The sequence below is a fragment of the Natranaerofaba carboxydovora genome (genome assembly GCF_022539405.1).
GTDB classification, from domain to species: domain Bacteria; phylum Bacillota; class Natranaerobiia; order Natranaerobiales; family Natranaerofabaceae; genus Natranaerofaba; species Natranaerofaba carboxydovora.
Map to the genome: position 1 here is coordinate 457,504 of NZ_CP054394.1, position 15,706 is coordinate 473,209.

Annotated in this window: 13 protein-coding genes and 1 pseudogene; 11 read left to right on the top strand and 3 right to left on the bottom strand. The window is 36.3% G+C overall.

Annotation, left to right across the window (positions count from 1 at the left end; all coding sequences use genetic code 11):
* The 7 genes and pseudogenes from ACONDI_RS02170 to selD form a co-directional block, all read left to right on the top strand.
* A complete protein-coding gene (locus tag ACONDI_RS02170; RefSeq protein WP_241079854.1) occupies nucleotides 1-1,206 on the top strand; it encodes an LCP family protein in 1,206 nt (401 codons plus the stop codon).
* Nucleotides 1,207-1,227: 21 nt separating this feature from the next.
* Nucleotides 1,228-1,584 (top strand): ribosome silencing factor, encoded by a 357-nt coding sequence (gene rsfS / locus ACONDI_RS02175; protein WP_241079855.1) that lies wholly within the window; start codon nucleotides 1,228-1,230, stop codon nucleotides 1,582-1,584.
* 12 nt (nucleotides 1,585-1,596) lie between these two features.
* On the top strand, nucleotides 1,597-4,053 hold the full coding sequence (gene leuS / locus ACONDI_RS02180; protein ID WP_241079856.1) for a leucine--tRNA ligase: 2,457 nt from the start codon (nucleotides 1,597-1,599) through the stop codon (nucleotides 4,051-4,053).
* Nucleotides 4,054-4,161: 108 nt separating this feature from the next.
* Nucleotides 4,162-4,767, top strand: coding sequence for a helix-hairpin-helix domain-containing protein (locus ACONDI_RS02185; RefSeq protein ID WP_241080914.1), 606 nt, complete (start codon nucleotides 4,162-4,164; stop codon nucleotides 4,765-4,767).
* Between the two features lie 86 nt (nucleotides 4,768-4,853).
* A complete protein-coding gene (locus ACONDI_RS02190) occupies nucleotides 4,854-5,048 on the top strand; it encodes a hypothetical protein (RefSeq protein ID WP_241079857.1) in 195 nt (64 codons plus the stop codon).
* A gap of 125 nt (nucleotides 5,049-5,173) precedes the next feature.
* Complete coding sequence (gene selB / locus ACONDI_RS02195) at nucleotides 5,174-7,093, top strand: selenocysteine-specific translation elongation factor (protein WP_241079858.1); 1,920 nt, start codon at nucleotides 5,174-5,176, stop codon at nucleotides 7,091-7,093.
* 327 nt (nucleotides 7,094-7,420) lie between these two features.
* Nucleotides 7,421-8,428, top strand: a pseudogene (gene selD, locus ACONDI_RS02200) (selenide, water dikinase SelD); the annotation flags it as partial.
* Between the two features lie 72 nt (nucleotides 8,429-8,500).
* Here the strand turns inward: selD and hcp are convergent.
* Both hcp and ACONDI_RS02210 read right to left on the bottom strand, forming a co-directional pair.
* Nucleotides 8,501-10,153, bottom strand: coding sequence for a hydroxylamine reductase (hcp, locus tag ACONDI_RS02205; protein WP_241079860.1), 1,653 nt, complete (start codon nucleotides 10,151-10,153; stop codon nucleotides 8,501-8,503).
* 2 nt (nucleotides 10,154-10,155) lie between these two features.
* Nucleotides 10,156-10,899: an ATP-binding protein gene (locus ACONDI_RS02210; protein WP_241079861.1), complete on the bottom strand. Its 744-nt coding sequence runs from the start codon at nucleotides 10,897-10,899 to the stop codon at nucleotides 10,156-10,158.
* Between the two features lie 258 nt (nucleotides 10,900-11,157).
* Between ACONDI_RS02210 and ACONDI_RS02215 the strand changes: the two genes are divergently transcribed.
* On the top strand, nucleotides 11,158-11,847 hold the full coding sequence (locus tag ACONDI_RS02215; protein ID WP_241079862.1) for a Crp/Fnr family transcriptional regulator: 690 nt from the start codon (nucleotides 11,158-11,160) through the stop codon (nucleotides 11,845-11,847).
* Nucleotides 11,848-12,010: 163 nt separating this feature from the next.
* On the opposite strand, the gene cutA is transcribed toward ACONDI_RS02215, so the two are convergent.
* On the bottom strand, nucleotides 12,011-12,313 hold the full coding sequence (gene cutA, locus ACONDI_RS02220; protein ID WP_241079863.1) for a divalent-cation tolerance protein CutA: 303 nt from the start codon (nucleotides 12,311-12,313) through the stop codon (nucleotides 12,011-12,013).
* Between the two features lie 224 nt (nucleotides 12,314-12,537).
* Here cutA and ACONDI_RS02225 point away from each other — a divergent pair, with 224 nt between their 5' ends.
* The 3 genes from ACONDI_RS02225 to ACONDI_RS02235 are packed head-to-tail and all read left to right on the top strand — an operon-like array spanning nucleotide 12,538 to nucleotide 15,573.
* Nucleotides 12,538-13,908, top strand: coding sequence for an NfeD family protein (locus ACONDI_RS02225; protein ID WP_241079864.1), 1,371 nt, complete (start codon nucleotides 12,538-12,540; stop codon nucleotides 13,906-13,908).
* A gap of 47 nt (nucleotides 13,909-13,955) precedes the next feature.
* Nucleotides 13,956-14,996 (top strand): flotillin-like protein FloA, encoded by a 1,041-nt coding sequence (floA, locus tag ACONDI_RS02230; protein WP_241079865.1) that lies wholly within the window; start codon nucleotides 13,956-13,958, stop codon nucleotides 14,994-14,996.
* Nucleotides 14,997-15,051: 55 nt separating this feature from the next.
* Nucleotides 15,052-15,573 (top strand): hypothetical protein, encoded by a 522-nt coding sequence (locus tag ACONDI_RS02235; RefSeq protein WP_241079866.1) that lies wholly within the window; start codon nucleotides 15,052-15,054, stop codon nucleotides 15,571-15,573.
* Nucleotides 15,574-15,706: the final 133 nt, after the last annotated feature.

The window sequence follows — 15,706 nt, forward strand, 5'->3', positions numbered from 1 at the left end:
ATGCAAAATAAAAAAAAGTATAAATACCCCCGTTCAAAAAAGTATAAAGGGAAAAAGCGAGTTAAAATTAAGAAAAAGAAACTGTTAAAAGCTTTATTACTTCCCGTGGTAATATTTAGTATAATTTTTATGGGACTATCCTTGAGGGCAGCATTACACGTAAATGATTTAGAAACAAATTCAAACTGGACCAAAGAGCTAGCTTCATTAGATGAAGAAGAAAATGATGAAATGACAACGGGAATTAATACCGTAATAGCTAATATTGATCTAGATGGAAAATTGGATTATCTCCTACTTATTAATTCTGAAAAGAAAGAAGATAATAAATCTGAATTAACAGATATAGACTGTATATTGATTCCAGGGAAAACTTATTTAGAAGTACCAGGGCAGGGGAGAGCAACCTTGAAAGAAGCTTATGAATGGGGTAAAGAACCACTATTACTAGATACCCTGGAAGAAAAATTAAACTTACCTTTACATAATTTTATTAAAATCAACCCTTTGCTGGTTGAAAAACTAAATGAAAAACTTGCCCTTGAAATAGAGACTTCAGCTTTTGAGCCTGAAACAGGTGAAGATGACAAAATCCTTGAAAGGGTATACAATAAAGAAGATATTATAGTAAGTATAAGAGAAAAATATTTAGAGAAAAGTAGTTTTTGGAATAGGTCTGGTTATTTGAACGAGATTGCTGATTACATAGAGACTAATATGACCTGGGAACAGGCCGGCTTATATCTTGAAGCTATAGATGAAATTTTATCAGGTGATGACAAAATTTCATTAATACCTGGCCAGGCTAAGAGTATGGAAGGAAGTTCATATTGGATGTTAGATCATGAGAATATTGATGAATTCATAGGAAGTACAATATTAGACAATTACATAGGAAGAGACTTAGAACCAGAGGAGATAACCGTTGAAGTTATAGGCTTAAATCAAGAATATGCAGAAAATATCAAGGATCATTTGAGTGAGAAAGGGTTTATGGTGAAAAATGTCGAAGTCGATAATAACAATAACCAAAATATAAATACTACTATAGATACTGAAGATACTGATTCTAACCTTGTGATATCAAGAAAAAAGCCCAAATGTGCAGCAAAGGCAGTAGCTTTGGAAGTAGAAGGAGCAAACTTATTAAACGAACCTGATCCCGAGTCATCTGTAATGGTGACTGTAATTATTGGGGAAAATTAACATATAGCGGGGGGTATTTAGTTGGCGAAAGACGATTTCATGTTAGTTAAAAAAATGGTAAACTATTTAGAAGATAAAAAAGGTGAAGACATATTAGTATTAGAGGTTAAGGATATAACTTTAATATGTAATTATTTTATATTGGTAACTGGTACTAATCCAACCCACATACAAGCTCTAGCAGAAAGCTTAGTTGAAAATTTGAAGGAAAATGAAGACCTTAAACCAATGAATTATGAAGGAGTTAAAAAAGGTGAGTGGGTACTGCTTGATTATGGTTCGGTAGTAGTTCATATCTTCGACGGTGAAGCGAGAAAGTTTTATAACCTAGAAAGATTATGGGGAGAAGCAAAAGAAGTTGAAGTTGAAAAAGGTTAAGGAGGATGGAAAATGGAAAATTATAATCCTGGAAAAGTAGAATCAAAATGGCAAAATATATGGGAAGAAAAAAATAATTATCAAGCAGATATAGACGATAAGAAAAAGAAGTATTATGTATTAGAGATGTTTCCATATCCTTCTGGGAAATTACATATGGGTCATATGAGAGTTTATTCAATAGGGGATGTGTTGGCCAGGTTTTTGAGAATGAATGGTTATAATGTACTTCATCCCATGGGATGGGATGCTTTTGGACTGCCTGCTGAAAATGCCGCTATTGAAAATAAAACTCATCCATCAAAGTGGACATATGAAAATATAAAACACATGCGAGAACAGCTTAAATCTCTTGGAACAAGTTACGATTGGAGAAGAGAAGTGACTACATGTTCGCCTGAGTATTACAAATGGACTCAGTGGATGTTTTTAAAGCTTTATCAAAATGGACTTGCTTACAAGAAGAAAGCACCTGTGAACTGGTGCCCAGAATGTGTTACAGTTCTTGCAAATGAACAGGTGGAAAATGGAATATGCTGGAGATGTGGGAGCAATGTTGAAAATAAAGAACTATCACAGTGGTTTTTTCAAATTACTGACTATGCCGATAGACTACTAGACGACCTTGAAAAACTAGAAGGATGGCCTGAACGTGTCAAAACAATGCAGGAGAACTGGATCGGTAGAAGCGAAGGTGCCGAGATATATTTTGATGTTGAAGGCTTTGATGATACGAAAATATCTACTTTTACAACCAGGCCTGATACGTTATATGGAGTTACATATATGGTATTAGCCCCGGAGCACCCTTTGGTAAAATCTCTTGTAGAAGGTACTGATAAAGATAAAGAGGTTAGAGAGTTTGTTGATAGGATAACAAGCCTAGAGGAAGATGAAAGAACATCCGAGAAAGCTGAGAAAGAAGGTATTTTCACTGGAAAATATGCTATTAACCCGGTGAATAATAAAAAGGTGCCGATACTTGTAGGTAATTATGTACTAATGGAATATGGTACAGGTGCAGTTATGGGTGTGCCGGCTCATGACCAAAGAGACTTTGAGTTTGCTAAAAAATATGATCTACCTATAATACAAGTAATATCCTCTACAGGAGAGATAGAAGAGCTAGAAGAAGCATATACTGAAGAGGGAGTACTAGTTAACTCCGATGAATTTGATGGTATGAATTCTAATAAAGCAATTAAAGAAATAACTAATTACTTAGAAAAAAATAATTGGGGTAAAGGAACTAAAACGTATAGGCTTAGAGACTGGCTTGTTTCTAGGCAGAGATACTGGGGTGCACCTATTCCCGTGGTTTATTGTGATAGCTGTGGGACAATTCCAGTACCCGAAGAAGATTTGCCAGTTGAGCTGCCAGATGATGTTCAGTTTCATGAAGAAAGTAAAGGGATTTTGGAAAATCATGAAGGTTTTTATAAAACTACTTGCCCGGGATGTGGCAAAGAGGCCACAAGAGAAACTGATACGATGGATACATTTGTATGCTCATCCTGGTACTTTATGAAATATTGCAGTCCAAATACAGAAACAGAACCATTTGAAAAGGAAGATTTGGATTACTGGATGCCTGTTGATCAATATATTGGTGGTATAGAGCATGCTGTGCTGCATCTATTATATGCTAGGTTTTTTACAAAAGTAATGTATGATCTTGGGTATACAAAAGCTGAGGAACCTTTCTCTAGACTTTTGGCCCAGGGTATGGTAAATAAAGATGGGGCAAAGATGAGTAAATCAAAAGGCAATGTAGTATCACCTGATGAAATAATTGAGAAGTACGGGGCAGACACTGGGAGGCTTTTCATATTATTTGCATCTCCACCAGAAAAAGACCTAGACTGGACAGATGAAGGTGTGGAAGGTGCACATCGCTTTCTTCATAGGGTATACAGGCTGATCTTTAACAATAAAGATGCAAAGAAAGAAACTATTCCTGAAGAACTAGATAAAGAAGACAAAGAATATTATAGAATGATACATCATACTATCAAAAAAGTAACAGAAGACATTTCAGAAAGGTTTAATTTTAATACTGCGATTAGTGCAATTATGGAATTAGTAAATGCAACAGGTCAGTACCTTGGTTCTAAAAAGCCCCTAGAACCTTTAGTAAGGGAAGGATTAGAGACAATAGTTATCTTGCTTTCGCCATTTACACCTCATATTGGAGAAGAGCTATGGGAACAGCTTGGATATGAAAGTAGTGTGCATGAACTTAGCTGGCCAGAGTATAATCCGTCTGCTTTGGTTGTGGATGAGGTTGAGTTAGCTGTCCAAATTAATGGTAAGGTGCGTGATCATCTGGTTGTATCTTCAGACTTAGAAGAAGATAAGATAAAAGAGGTTTGTCTTGAGCAAGATAAGGTGAAAAGACACATAGAAGGAAAAGAATTGAAGAAAGTCATCGTTATTCCAAACAAGATAGTAAACATAGTTTGTAAATAAAGTAGGGAGCGACTTTCTAATACAACTAAATATTGTGAGAGGATGAAAGTATGTTTGAAAAATTTGGAGAAAAAACATTTGGTTTTATTGGGGGTTTGTGTATTGTCTATGATGTTTTTACTTATACCGTTTTTTATTGAGGGTGATGATGATATAAAGTATGGTGAGATAACACTTGATTCTGAACAGACTTTAATGGGTGAAAACTCCCAGTCTGAAATTGAAGAGGATGAAGTAACAAGTGAATTTGAGATTGAATTAGATAATTTTGAAAATGAACCTGAATATGCGGTATATGTAAGTGGGAAAGTAAAAGTTCCTGGTGTATATTACCTTGAACCTGGAAGTAGAGTGTATGAAGCGCTTAGAGAAGCAGGCGGTGCATTAGAGAATGCTAGGTTAGACCATATAAACCTGGCTGCTGAGATTAATGATGGAGATCATATTCATATTCCAAGTAAAGATGACGAAATACAAGAAGCTGAAATGTCTTCAAATACTGTTAGTAAGAGTTCAGAAAATAGTCTGATAGATATTAACCAGGCTGACTACCTAACTTTAAAAGACTTACCTGGGATAGGACCAGCGAGGGCGGAAACTATAATCGATTACAGGGAAAGAAATGGTCATTTTTCAAAAACCGAAGATGTAATGAAAGTTCCGGGTATAGGGCAGGGAATATTTGAACAGATAAGAGATAGGATTACCACATAGACTTTTTGTACTAGAGTCACATTTGATATTTCTAATGAATATAATTTAAGCTAGATAGTACAAGAACAATAATGGAGGTAGATCTTATGGGTTATAAATATGAGTGTAAAGAATGTTCCAAAGAATTTTATCCTCGCTGGTATGTTAAAGAGGGCAAAAGTTTATTTAAAGAGAAATGTCCAGAATGCAGCAGCACAGAACTAAAAAAGATCGAACTAGATCAAGAAACCCTTTTGAAAGAATTAAATGAATCTTTGAAAAAACATGAATGTGGTGGATGAGGCTAACCTATGAAGTCAGTTAGACTTCAGGTTTTTAAGGTTTAAGGGATGAAGATTATTAGAGCACCTACACTTAATGGTGCTTTTTTTCTTAATTGAGACAGCGGTTATATGGGGGTAATATTATGAATTACATAATTGGTACTGCAGGCCATATTGATCACGGGAAAACTAACTTAATCTATGGACTTACTGGTGAAAACACCGACAGGCTAGAAGAAGAAAAAAATCGAGGTATCTCTGTTGATCTTGGTTTTGCTCCCCTGCAGCTTTCTGGTGGAGGGATTGCCGGGATAGTTGACGTTCCTGGACATGAAAAATTTGTACATAATATGCTTGCAGGAGCTGCAGGTGTTGATATGGTTTTGTTAGTTATAGATGTAACTGAAGGTATTATGCCTCAAACAAAGGAACACCTTGCTATAATGGAGTTATTAGAAGTTAACTCTGGAATAATTGTCTTAACCAAAATTGATCTGGAAGATAAAGAATGGGTAGATATGATGGAAATGGAAGTCAGAGAGGAATTAGAAAACACTTTTTTGGCTGACAAACCCCTAGCAAAAGTTTCTAATCAAACTGGAGAAGGTTTAGAAGAGTTAAAAAATTTAATTGAAATTGAATTAGAAAATGCTACTTCAAAAAATGTAGACGGGCCTTTAAGGATTCCTATTGATAGGGTCTTTAAGATACAGGGTTTTGGTACTGTAATAACAGGAACAATGGCTTCTGGGACTTTAGAAGAAAATGAAGAGGTTGAATTGGTTCCTGGAAATATTAAAACAAGAATAAGAAAAATACAAGTTTACAAGAATGAAGTAAAAAAAGCCGAAGCTGGTCAAAGGGTAGCGTTAAATTTATCAGGAGTTGATAGAGAAGACATATTTAGAGGAACAGTAGTAGGCAGACCTGGTTTTTATGAAGCCGTAAGCCATATGGATGTTAGGTTAAAGCTTCTTGATAATATAGATTGGACTCTAAAAAACGGCTCACCCCTACATCTTCACCTTGGAACAGGGGAAACAGTAGCGAGAACATATTTTTATGAAAACAAAAAATTAGCACCAGGTGAGTCTGCCTTATGTCAGCTAAGGCTTGAGAAACCTCTTGTTGCCTATAGAAAAGATAAATTTATAATACGTTCATATTCTCCTGTTACTACAATAGGGGGAGGATATATTATCGAGCACAAAACTAAAAAACACAAACTAAAGGATAAAAAGGTAATAGAAAGACTAAAAAGCCTTGAAAAAGGCAACCCGAAGGATATTATAATGGAAATTGTCCTGGCAAGGGCCCCTATAACTGATAATGATCTTTATAAACAAAGTGGACTTGGGGAAAATGATTTTGAAAAAACTTTTAATGAGTTAATTGATAATAAATCAATGATTAAGTTAAATGATTACTTGATAGATAAAGGCCTGTATGAAAAGCTAAAAGAGTTAGTAAAAGAAAAATTAAAAGAATATCATGACAAATATCCCTTAAGAAAAGGTAGAGCTAAAGCTGAGCTTATGGGAGTGGTTTCAAAGCTGCCTCAAAGAGCTTATCAGGCTTTTCTTGAGACTTTACAAAAAGAAGAAAATATAATTGAAATCGAAGAGGATTATGTGAGGTTAAAAGATTTTAAACCAGCTATATCAGAAGAAGACGAAAACAAAATGAAACAAATAGAAGAGCTATTAGAAAAAGAGCTGTTTAAACCGCCAAATAAAAAACAGTTGTTAGAAGAATTAAGCGATCTGGGCATAGATATTGAACAAAAAAAGCTTGATGAATATCTTGAATTCTTAAAGAAGAATGATCGTGTGGTTAAAACATCGGAAGACTTATTTTATTCAAAGAAAGCTTTTGATGAGGCGAAAAATATTTTAAAAAAATATTTTGAAGCAAATGATACTTTATCTATCGGAACCTGGCGAGACCTTTTAGGGACAACAAGACGTTATGCAATACCTATTTTAGAAAAATTCGACCAGGAAAAACTCGTAAAAAGAGACGGGGATGTTAGACTTCCCTGGATGATAAAAAAAGTTAAATAAAGTTGATTCAGGCTACAAAAAGTCTTTTCACATAAGTATAGAGTTTTTAATTGATACATCTAAGATTCATCAGCACTCAAAATAAGGTTTTCAAATCTAAGAACTCATCATCCTGGGTTCAATTAGCTAATGACATCCTGTCATTAGGCCTTATTTCTTCTGCTATCTCATCAAGATGTATTACAATTAAAAACAAAACTATGTTCATATGACTGTTTTGACAGCCTGATCAAAGCTATACTCAAAATTTTGAGATAGATAGGTGGTGGGAATATGACGAAGGAAGAAAAGTGTAGGCTTACATCATACAGCACAAAAGCTGGATGAGCTGCTAAAGTAAGTCCGGAGGACTTACAGGAAGCTTTGCAAGATTTCACTTCAGATGCCAAAGAAAATTTGGATTCCAATTTATTGGTGGGCTTAGATGCTTCGGATGATTGTGGAGTTTACAAACTAAACTCTGAGATTGCCCTTATCCAAACAGTAGATTTTTTCACACCTGTTGTTGATGATCCATATATTTTTGGGCAGATAGCAGCGGCAAACGCATTAAGTGATGTATACGCCATGGGGGCAAAACCTGTTACCTGCTTAAATCTATTAGCCTTTCCTATTGATAAACTTGGGACTAAAATTTTAAAAGATATTTTAAAAGGTGGAAGTGACAAAATCAAAGAAGCAGGTGCCCACCTAGTAGGGGGTCACTCCATAACCGATAGTGAACCTAAATATGGCCTATCAGTTACAGGAGTACAGCATCCTGATAAAGTAATTACCAACTCAGATGCTAAACCTGGTGATTACTTAATACTTACTAAGCCCTTAGGTGTAGGAATTATTACAACGGCAATCAAAAAAGGATTAGCCAAAGAAGAAGACCTAGATGCTGTAATAAAAACCATGACAAGACTAAATAAAGATGCAGGTGAGGTGCTAGAAGAATTCTCTGTTTCTGCCTGTACTGATATAACTGGTTTTGGTCTTTTGGGGCATACTTATGAGATGGCCAAAGGAAGTGAGGTCACTATTGAGCTTGATGTTTCAAAAGTGCCGGTCCTAGCAGGTACAAAAAAATATGTTGAAAACAAGGCAGTTGCCGGAGGGACCAAAAAGAACTTAAGCTATTTCAGTAGTTATATTGAAGGGTTAGATAAGATTTCAGAAGGGGAGCAGTATATAATTGCCGATGCTATAACTTCCGGTGGGCTTTTGATTGCCATCAATGAAGACGAATGTGACCAATTAATAAACAAACTAAAAGAACAAGGGTGCTTATCTACAGAGGTTGTTGGAAAAGTTTTGGAAAAAGATAAATGTGAGATAAAAATAAAATAATGAGATAGAGAATCAATTAAAAATCCTGGCAGGAAGCTTTATATCCTCCCCGCCAGGATTTTTCTTGATCATTTACTTAATCATTTTTTCAATGTCTTCTTCAACAGTTGAGACACCGCCGATACCAAAGTTCTCTACCAGCACATTAGCTACATTTGGTGATAAGAATGCTGGAAGGGTTGGGCCTAGATGGATATTCTTTACACCAAGGTGCAGTAGGGCTAGAAGTACTAGACAGGCTTTTTGCTCATACCATGCGATATTATATACTATTGGAAGTTGATTGATATCTTCAAGATCAAATACTTCTTTTAACTTTAATGCAATTACTGCTAGTGAGTATGAATCATTACACTGTCCTGCATCTAATACTCTTGGAATTCCCCCGATGTCACCTAGGTCTAGCTTGTTGTATCTGTACTTGGCACACCCTGCGGTTAATATTACAGTATCTTCAGGTAGTGACTTTGCAAAATCAGTATAATAATCCCTTGAGTTATGTCTTCCATCACAGCCGGCCATAACAACAAACTTCTTGATATGCCCTTGTTTAACAGCATCTACAACTTTGTCAGCGAGGGATAGCACAGCATTATGGGCAAATCCACCTACTATCTCACCATTTTCAAGTTCTTTTGGAGCACTGCATTTTTTAGCATGCTCAATAATTTGGCTGTAATCTTTTTGCTTGCCATCAGAAGATTCTGGTATATGAGTTAGCCCTTCAAACCCAGTCACTCCTGTGGTATATACTCTATCTTTGTAAGAATCTTTTGGTGGTATTAGACAGTTAGTTGTCATTAATATAGGTCCGCCAAAAGCTTCAAATTCTTTGTCCTGATTTGGCCAGGCGCTTCCATAGTTTCCTACAAAGTGATCATATTTTTTGAATGCAGGGTAGTAGTGAGCTGGCAGCATTTCGCCGTGAGTGTATACATCTACCCCTTGACCTTTTGTTTGTTCAAGTAGTTCCTCTAAGTCTTTAAGGTCGTGACCACTTACCAAAATACCAGGTTTGTCCCCTACACCAGTTTTAACTTTGCTAATCTCTGGATTTCCGTAAGTTTCTGTATTGGCTTTGTCAAGTAGTGACATTACGTCTACTCCATATTTTCCGCACTCAAGGACAAGATTTGTTAAATCATCACCACTTAGACTATCATCAAGAGTTTTGGCAAGAGCCTCTTGCATGAATTTATGGATATTATCATCACTGTAGCCTAAATTTTCTGCATGATAACCATATGCTGCTATTCCTTTAAGGCCATAAGTTAATAACTCTCTTAAAGAACGAACATCTTCATTTTCTGTAGCCAAAACACCTACTTCTTTACCTTTTTCATCAAACTCAGCTTCAGAGCCAGGGGACCAGTTAACTGCATCTTTAAGATCGCCGTCTAGACTGTTAATTGCATCGCTGTCTAGTTTACCTTTAAGTTTATCTCTTAGTTTGATGGCTTCATTGATTTTATTAATAAAACTTTCTCTATCGAAATTTGTGTTGGTTAGAGTGGCAAATAGCCCTTCCATAATAAAGTTGTCTACTTCTTTGTCAGATTCGCCTTTTTCTCTAAGGTTTGTGGTTACATAGGATAACCCCTTTAAAGTGTGTAGAAGTAAATCCTGTAGGTTAGCTACATCACTTGTTTTTCCACAGACTCCCTTTTTACTGCACCCTTCATTTTTGGCTGCTTCCTGACATTGATAACAAAACATTTCACTCATGATTATTTTCCTCCCTTTTCGTCTGAAATTATATTTCCTTCAATCCCTATCGTAACTTGACGATAAGGAATCTGAAGCCCTGATTCTTCATAAGCTCTGCTAGTCATATTGACTATACCTGCACAACATGGAACTTCCATTCTAAGAACGGTGATGCTTTGGATCTCATTTTCCTTGAAAATTTCTGTTACTTTTTCTAGATATTCATTTATATCATCTAGCTTTGGACACCCTATTAGAGTAATATGGTCTTTGATAAAGTCCTGGTGCATTGCTGCGTAAGCATAAGCCACACAGTCTGCAGCTATTAGTACATTAGCTCCTGCAAAGTAATCTGCATAAGGGTTAACTAACTTTAGCTGGATTGGCCACTGGTTAAGTTCGGATTCAAGTTCTATATTTGCACTAGATTCTTTTTTCTTTTCTTCTAAATTTTTCTTGTCGTTTTTTGCTTTATTAATTTGCGCTGCTCCTGGACAGCCAAAGCTTTCTGGTGGGGTTTTTCCTAAGTCGGCCATTCTTTCTTTTACAGCTTCCTCATCAAAAGGTTTTGCTTCGCGCTCGATAATTTCTATTGCGTCCTGTGGACATGCCGGAAGACAATCTCCTAGCCCGTCACAGTATTCGTCTTTTACAAGTTTTGCTTTGCCGTTTATAATCTCAATTGCCCCTTCATGACAAGCTTCTACACATAGTCCGCAGCCGTCACAGCGTTTTTCGTTTATTTCTACAATTTTTCTTTTCATTTTGAAAACCCTTTCTTTAAGTTTTTTGTTGATTTCTTGATTAAAGTATATTAGATTGAAGATAAGTTTTCTGTAACAAATGTTACAAAAGCCAAAAAAATTAAATTTTAGATTATTAATTTTTTTGTAAGGGCTTAGCCTATCATACCAACCCTCATAGAATTTGTAAGCAGTACAAATCAAAAGTTCGCTTATGGTATGTAGGCAAACAATAGCACAATCTAATTTTTTAATTACGAACAGACAGGGGGAGAGAAGATGCTTTCGACTAATGATATGAGGGCTTTGCAAAAGTGTAGGCTTTTTAAGAAAAAATGCCAGGAAGGACTAGAAGGCCTGCTAAATAGAATAAATGTAAAAATTAACTGGTATGATAAGAATGAATTGATAGTTACTGAAGGGGACAGGGCAGATTATTTAGGGATAGTACTCGAAGGTAGCGTAGAAGTAAAAAAGATATTTCCAAGCGGGAAAAGTATTTCAATGGCAAGGCTAAGTGTGGGTGAAACATTTGGAGAAGCTGTGCTTTTTTCTGCTGAGAATGTTTATCCTGCTACTATTATTTCGCCTATCAAAACAAAAGTAATGTTAATAAAAAAAGATCAATTAGAAAAGCTGATAACCTTAGACAGACATATTTCTATTACTTTTCTTGAAACTCTTTCTGATAGATTATTGCTGTTAAACAAAAAAATTCAAATATTATCATTAGATACATTAAGAAAAAAGATTGCAATGTATTTACTAGGTGAAAGTACTAGACAAGAATCAGAGTCTATAAAACTTCCATTTAGCAGAGAAATTTGGGCAGAGCACCTAGGGGTAGCAAGACCTTCTTTGTCCAGGGAGCTTACCCAGATGCAGGATGAAGGGTTGATAAATCTAGATAATAAGAAATGTATAGTAATAAGTGATATGGATGCGTTAGAAGAGGAAATACTAAAATGATTCAGGCTATATACCCAATGCTAGCTACTAACTAGGATTTGTAAAACCGTACAAATCAAAAGTTAGCTTATGGTATGTAGCCTGAATTGACAAGACACCCCTAATTGTATGGTAACGAACACTTTTAGTTCAACCTGCTTTGTGGTGAGTTATGTTAATAGTGTTACAAGGTTTCTTCATCTATCCAACCAAGAAACTCAGGATCCCCTTTGTCGATTTCCCATGTGACAACGCAAGGTACTGTATAAGAGTGTAGTTCATTTACCCTTTCAATTAGTTTTTCGACCAGAGCTGTTCTGGTTTTTCCTATCATTAAAACTTCATCTTCGCTTTTGGCCTTGTCTTCCCAGTAGAAAAATGATCTGATTCGTGGAAAGACGTTAACGCAGGCTACGAGCCTATCTTCAACTAATTGTTTTGAAATAGCTTCTGCTTCTTTCATTGTTTCTGCCGTTATGTAAAACATTGAGTGTTCCACCGCTATCCTCTCCTTTTACTTTTTTATTATTATACTATTAAATTAAGTGATCTTACAACTTTTGTATATCATTAGTATACCCTAATGTCAAGAAAGATAATTTTTTGTTGCTTAGTTAATTGTTTTGTTTGTAATTATATTATAGTATGTCGTATAATAGAAAATGTAGGTAATAATGTTTAGAGTTACCTTAGATGAAGGAGGCTTTTTTTATGGCTAAAAATCTGCGTTTAAATAAATGGATTACCTTATTTTTGACTGGTTTGTTTTTATTTTTGGCAATTAGTTCTGGGATGTTAGAGTCAAATAATCAAGCAAAAGGATCGGTGTCTGCTGCAGAAAGTGATAAAGAAGTGTATGTTGTACCTGTACATGGTACCATTGAACGTGGTCTTTATGCTTTTATGAGAAGGGCTTTTGAAGATGCTAACGAAGAAGGGGCAGATATGATACTACTTGATATTGATACTCCGGGTGGAACTTTAGATGCCGCTTTTGAAATAAAAGATTTAATTACCCAGGAAGAGCTTCGTGTGGTTGCCTATGTTAGTGGTAGAGCTATGTCAGCCGGAGCCTTTTTGGCACTTGCTTCAGATGAACTCTATATGCGGCGTGGGAGCAATATGGGAGCTGCTGAAGCAAGGGCAGGCGAGGAGATAGCAGATGAAAAAATTATGAGCGCCTGGGAAAGTGAAATGCGTAGCGTGGCAGAGATGAGGGGTAGAGATCCTGAAATAGCTGCAGCTATGGTACGTCAGGAAATGGAGATAGAAGGCCTAGTGGAAAGTGGAAGGCTGCTGACATTATCATCAGCCCAAGCTTTAGAACACGAAATGGCTGATGGTGAAGTAGCTAACCAGGAAGAGTTATTTGAAATGCTTGGTTTTGAAGGTGCTGAAGTTACAGAGTATCCTATGGAATGGGCTGAGAGGCTTGCTCGTTTTCTTACTTCGCCGGTTGTAGCTTCAATTTTAATGAGTATTGGCATGGCAGGTATTATTATAGAGCTGACTAGCTCTGGGTTTGGGATAGCTGGTGCTGTTGGTCTTTTGTCTTTTGCACTTTTTTTTGGTGGGCATATTTTTGCCGGTCTTGCTGGTTATGAGGTATTATTGTTTTTCGCTTTAGGAATAATACTTTTATTGATAGAAGCTTTGGCTGCAGGTTTTGGTGTATTTGGTTTACTTGGCTTAGTGTCAAGTGGTTTTGCTATAGTATTATCTGCTGAAAGCACTGAGCAGGGGCTTATGATTTTATTATATAGTATACTTGGAACGATTGTGGTTCTTGTAGTGGCATTTAGATTTATTGTAAGAAGTAAATTTTTGGATAGAATAATACTGAAGCATACTGAAGATAAAGATCAAGGTTATGTAGGTACAAATGTAACCTATAAAGACTTTCTAAATAAAGAGGGTGTTACTGAAACTCCTCTTAGACCAGCAGGTACTGCAATTATTGAAGGCGATAGGGTAGATGTGGTTAGTGAAGGGGGGTATATTCCGGGGCAAAGTAAAATCAAAGTGGTTAAGGTTGAAGGTTCGCGAATTGTGGTCAGGAAGATAGATGATCCTGGCGAATAAATAAAGAATAATAAAAAAAATTAATTTTACGAGGAGGTTGATTATTAATGCTAGAAGGTGGTTTTATAACTCTTTTGATTTTGGTAATACTTGCTGTATTAGCCCTTGCGATTGTTTTTAGTTTTATACCCCTTGGTTTGTGGATTTCGGCACTTGCTGCCGGGGTCAAAATTGGGATATTTACCCTTGTAGGGATGCGGCTTAGAAGGGTAGTTCCTGCTCAGGTAGTAAAGCCTTTGATTAAGGCTACTAAAGCAGGGATTGATTTGAATGTAAATAAGTTAGAGGGACATAACCTTGCCGGAGGTAATGTTGATAGGGTAGTAAATGCTTTGATTGCTGCTCAAAGGGCTGAGATACCTCTAAGTTTCGAGAGAGCGTCAGCTATTGACTTAGCCGGTAGGGACGTTCTTCAGGCTGTGCAGATGAGTGTTAACCCAAAAGTTATTGAAACTCCTATAGTTGCTGCCGTTGCAAAGGATGGTATCGAGGTTAAAGCAAAGGCAAGAGTCACAGTTAGGGCAAATATAGACAGACTTGTTGGTGGTGCTGGTGAAGATACCATTATAGCCAGGGTAGGAGAAGGTATTGTTACAACAATTGGTTCGGCCAAAAATCATAAGGAAGTCTTAGAAAATCCAGATAACATGTCTCATACGGTTTTGAATAAAGGTTTAGATGCAGGAACTGCTTTTGAGATTTTGAGTATTGATATTGCTGACGTGGATGTTGGTAAAAACATTGGAGCAGCGCTTCAAACAGACCAGGCTGATGCAGATAAGAGAATTGCCCAGGCTAAAGCTGAGGAACGCCGTGCAATGGCTATAGCACATGAGCAGGAGATGCGAGCTTCTGTTCAGGAGAAGCGGGCTAAAGTTGTTGAAGCAGAAGCTGAAGTGCCCCTTGCCATGGCAGAAGCACTTAAATCTGGTAATCTAGGGGTGATGGACTATCACAGCCTAAAGAATATCCAGGCTGATACCGAGATGAGAAACTATATCTCTGGAACTAAAGATGAAGATAGTGGAAGTGGAGATACGCCGCATTATCGACCCAAAATAGATAAAGATAAGGATGAAGACGAATAAGAAACAAACAAGTTACAAAGCAAGAAATGATTAAGGTTAGAAGGGGTTGATTTTAATGGAAATACTTCCGCTTATAATTATAATAATGGTCGTTTCCGCTATAAGAAATGCCATAGAGCAGGCAAAAAAAAGACAGCAGCAGCAATCATCAGGACAACAAAGAGAACAAAAAAAAGGAAGAAGATTTCCTGACTTTCCGGAGTTTCCTGACGTGAATGAACTACCTGGTTTTCCCGGTAAGGAGTCTACTAGACAGCGGGAAGCAAAAAACAGTGAAACAAAAGAGCAAGCAAAAGATGTAATAAAAGATGTAGCCCAAGAGGTGGATAAAGGAAAAGCTTTTGTAGATGACAAAATCGAAAAATTTCGCCAGAGAAAACCTTTAAGAGACACAGATAAATCCGTTGGAGGAATTAAAGATGTGGCGACAGGGCATCAACGGTATTCAACTTATGATGATATAGAAAAAAGCGAAATAGGAAGTATAACCAAGGAAATGACTTCATCAAGAAAAGAACTCAAAAAAGGTATCATATGGAAGGAAATTCTGGACGGTCCTAAGTTTAAGAAAATATAAAAAGATTACGGGCATTAAATCAAATGCCCGTTTTTTTATTTCTTTTTATAAAACTATTAAATTTTTAATAAAAATTTAATCAAAAAGAAGGAGTTTGTCGAAGTTTGTCGAAATAAACACTTAAGATAGTCCA

Bases quoted from the DNA above. Each gene is read 5' to 3' on its own strand.
- ACONDI_RS02170 (WP_241079854.1), top strand. From the start codon at position 1: ATGCAAAATAAAAAAAAGTATAAATACCCCCGTTCAAAAAAGTATAAA.
- leuS (WP_241079856.1), top strand. From the start codon at position 1,597: ATGGAAAATTATAATCCTGGAAAAGTAGAATCAAAATGGCAAAATATA.
- ACONDI_RS02185 (WP_241080914.1), top strand. From the start codon at position 4,162: ATGATGTTTTTACTTATACCGTTTTTTATTGAGGGTGATGATGATATA.
- ACONDI_RS02190 (WP_241079857.1), top strand. From the start codon at position 4,854: ATGGGTTATAAATATGAGTGTAAAGAATGTTCCAAAGAATTTTATCCT.
- selB (WP_241079858.1), top strand. From the start codon at position 5,174: ATGAATTACATAATTGGTACTGCAGGCCATATTGATCACGGGAAAACT.
- hcp (WP_241079860.1), bottom strand. From the start codon at position 10,153: ATGAGTGAAATGTTTTGTTATCAATGTCAGGAAGCAGCCAAAAATGAA.
- ACONDI_RS02210 (WP_241079861.1), bottom strand. From the start codon at position 10,899: ATGAAAAGAAAAATTGTAGAAATAAACGAAAAACGCTGTGACGGCTGC.
- ACONDI_RS02215 (WP_241079862.1), top strand. From the start codon at position 11,158: ATGCTTTCGACTAATGATATGAGGGCTTTGCAAAAGTGTAGGCTTTTT.
- cutA (WP_241079863.1), bottom strand. From the start codon at position 12,313: ATGTTTTACATAACGGCAGAAACAATGAAAGAAGCAGAAGCTATTTCA.
- ACONDI_RS02225 (WP_241079864.1), top strand. From the start codon at position 12,538: ATGGCTAAAAATCTGCGTTTAAATAAATGGATTACCTTATTTTTGACT.
- floA (WP_241079865.1), top strand. From the start codon at position 13,956: ATGCTAGAAGGTGGTTTTATAACTCTTTTGATTTTGGTAATACTTGCT.
- ACONDI_RS02235 (WP_241079866.1), top strand. From the start codon at position 15,052: ATGGAAATACTTCCGCTTATAATTATAATAATGGTCGTTTCCGCTATA.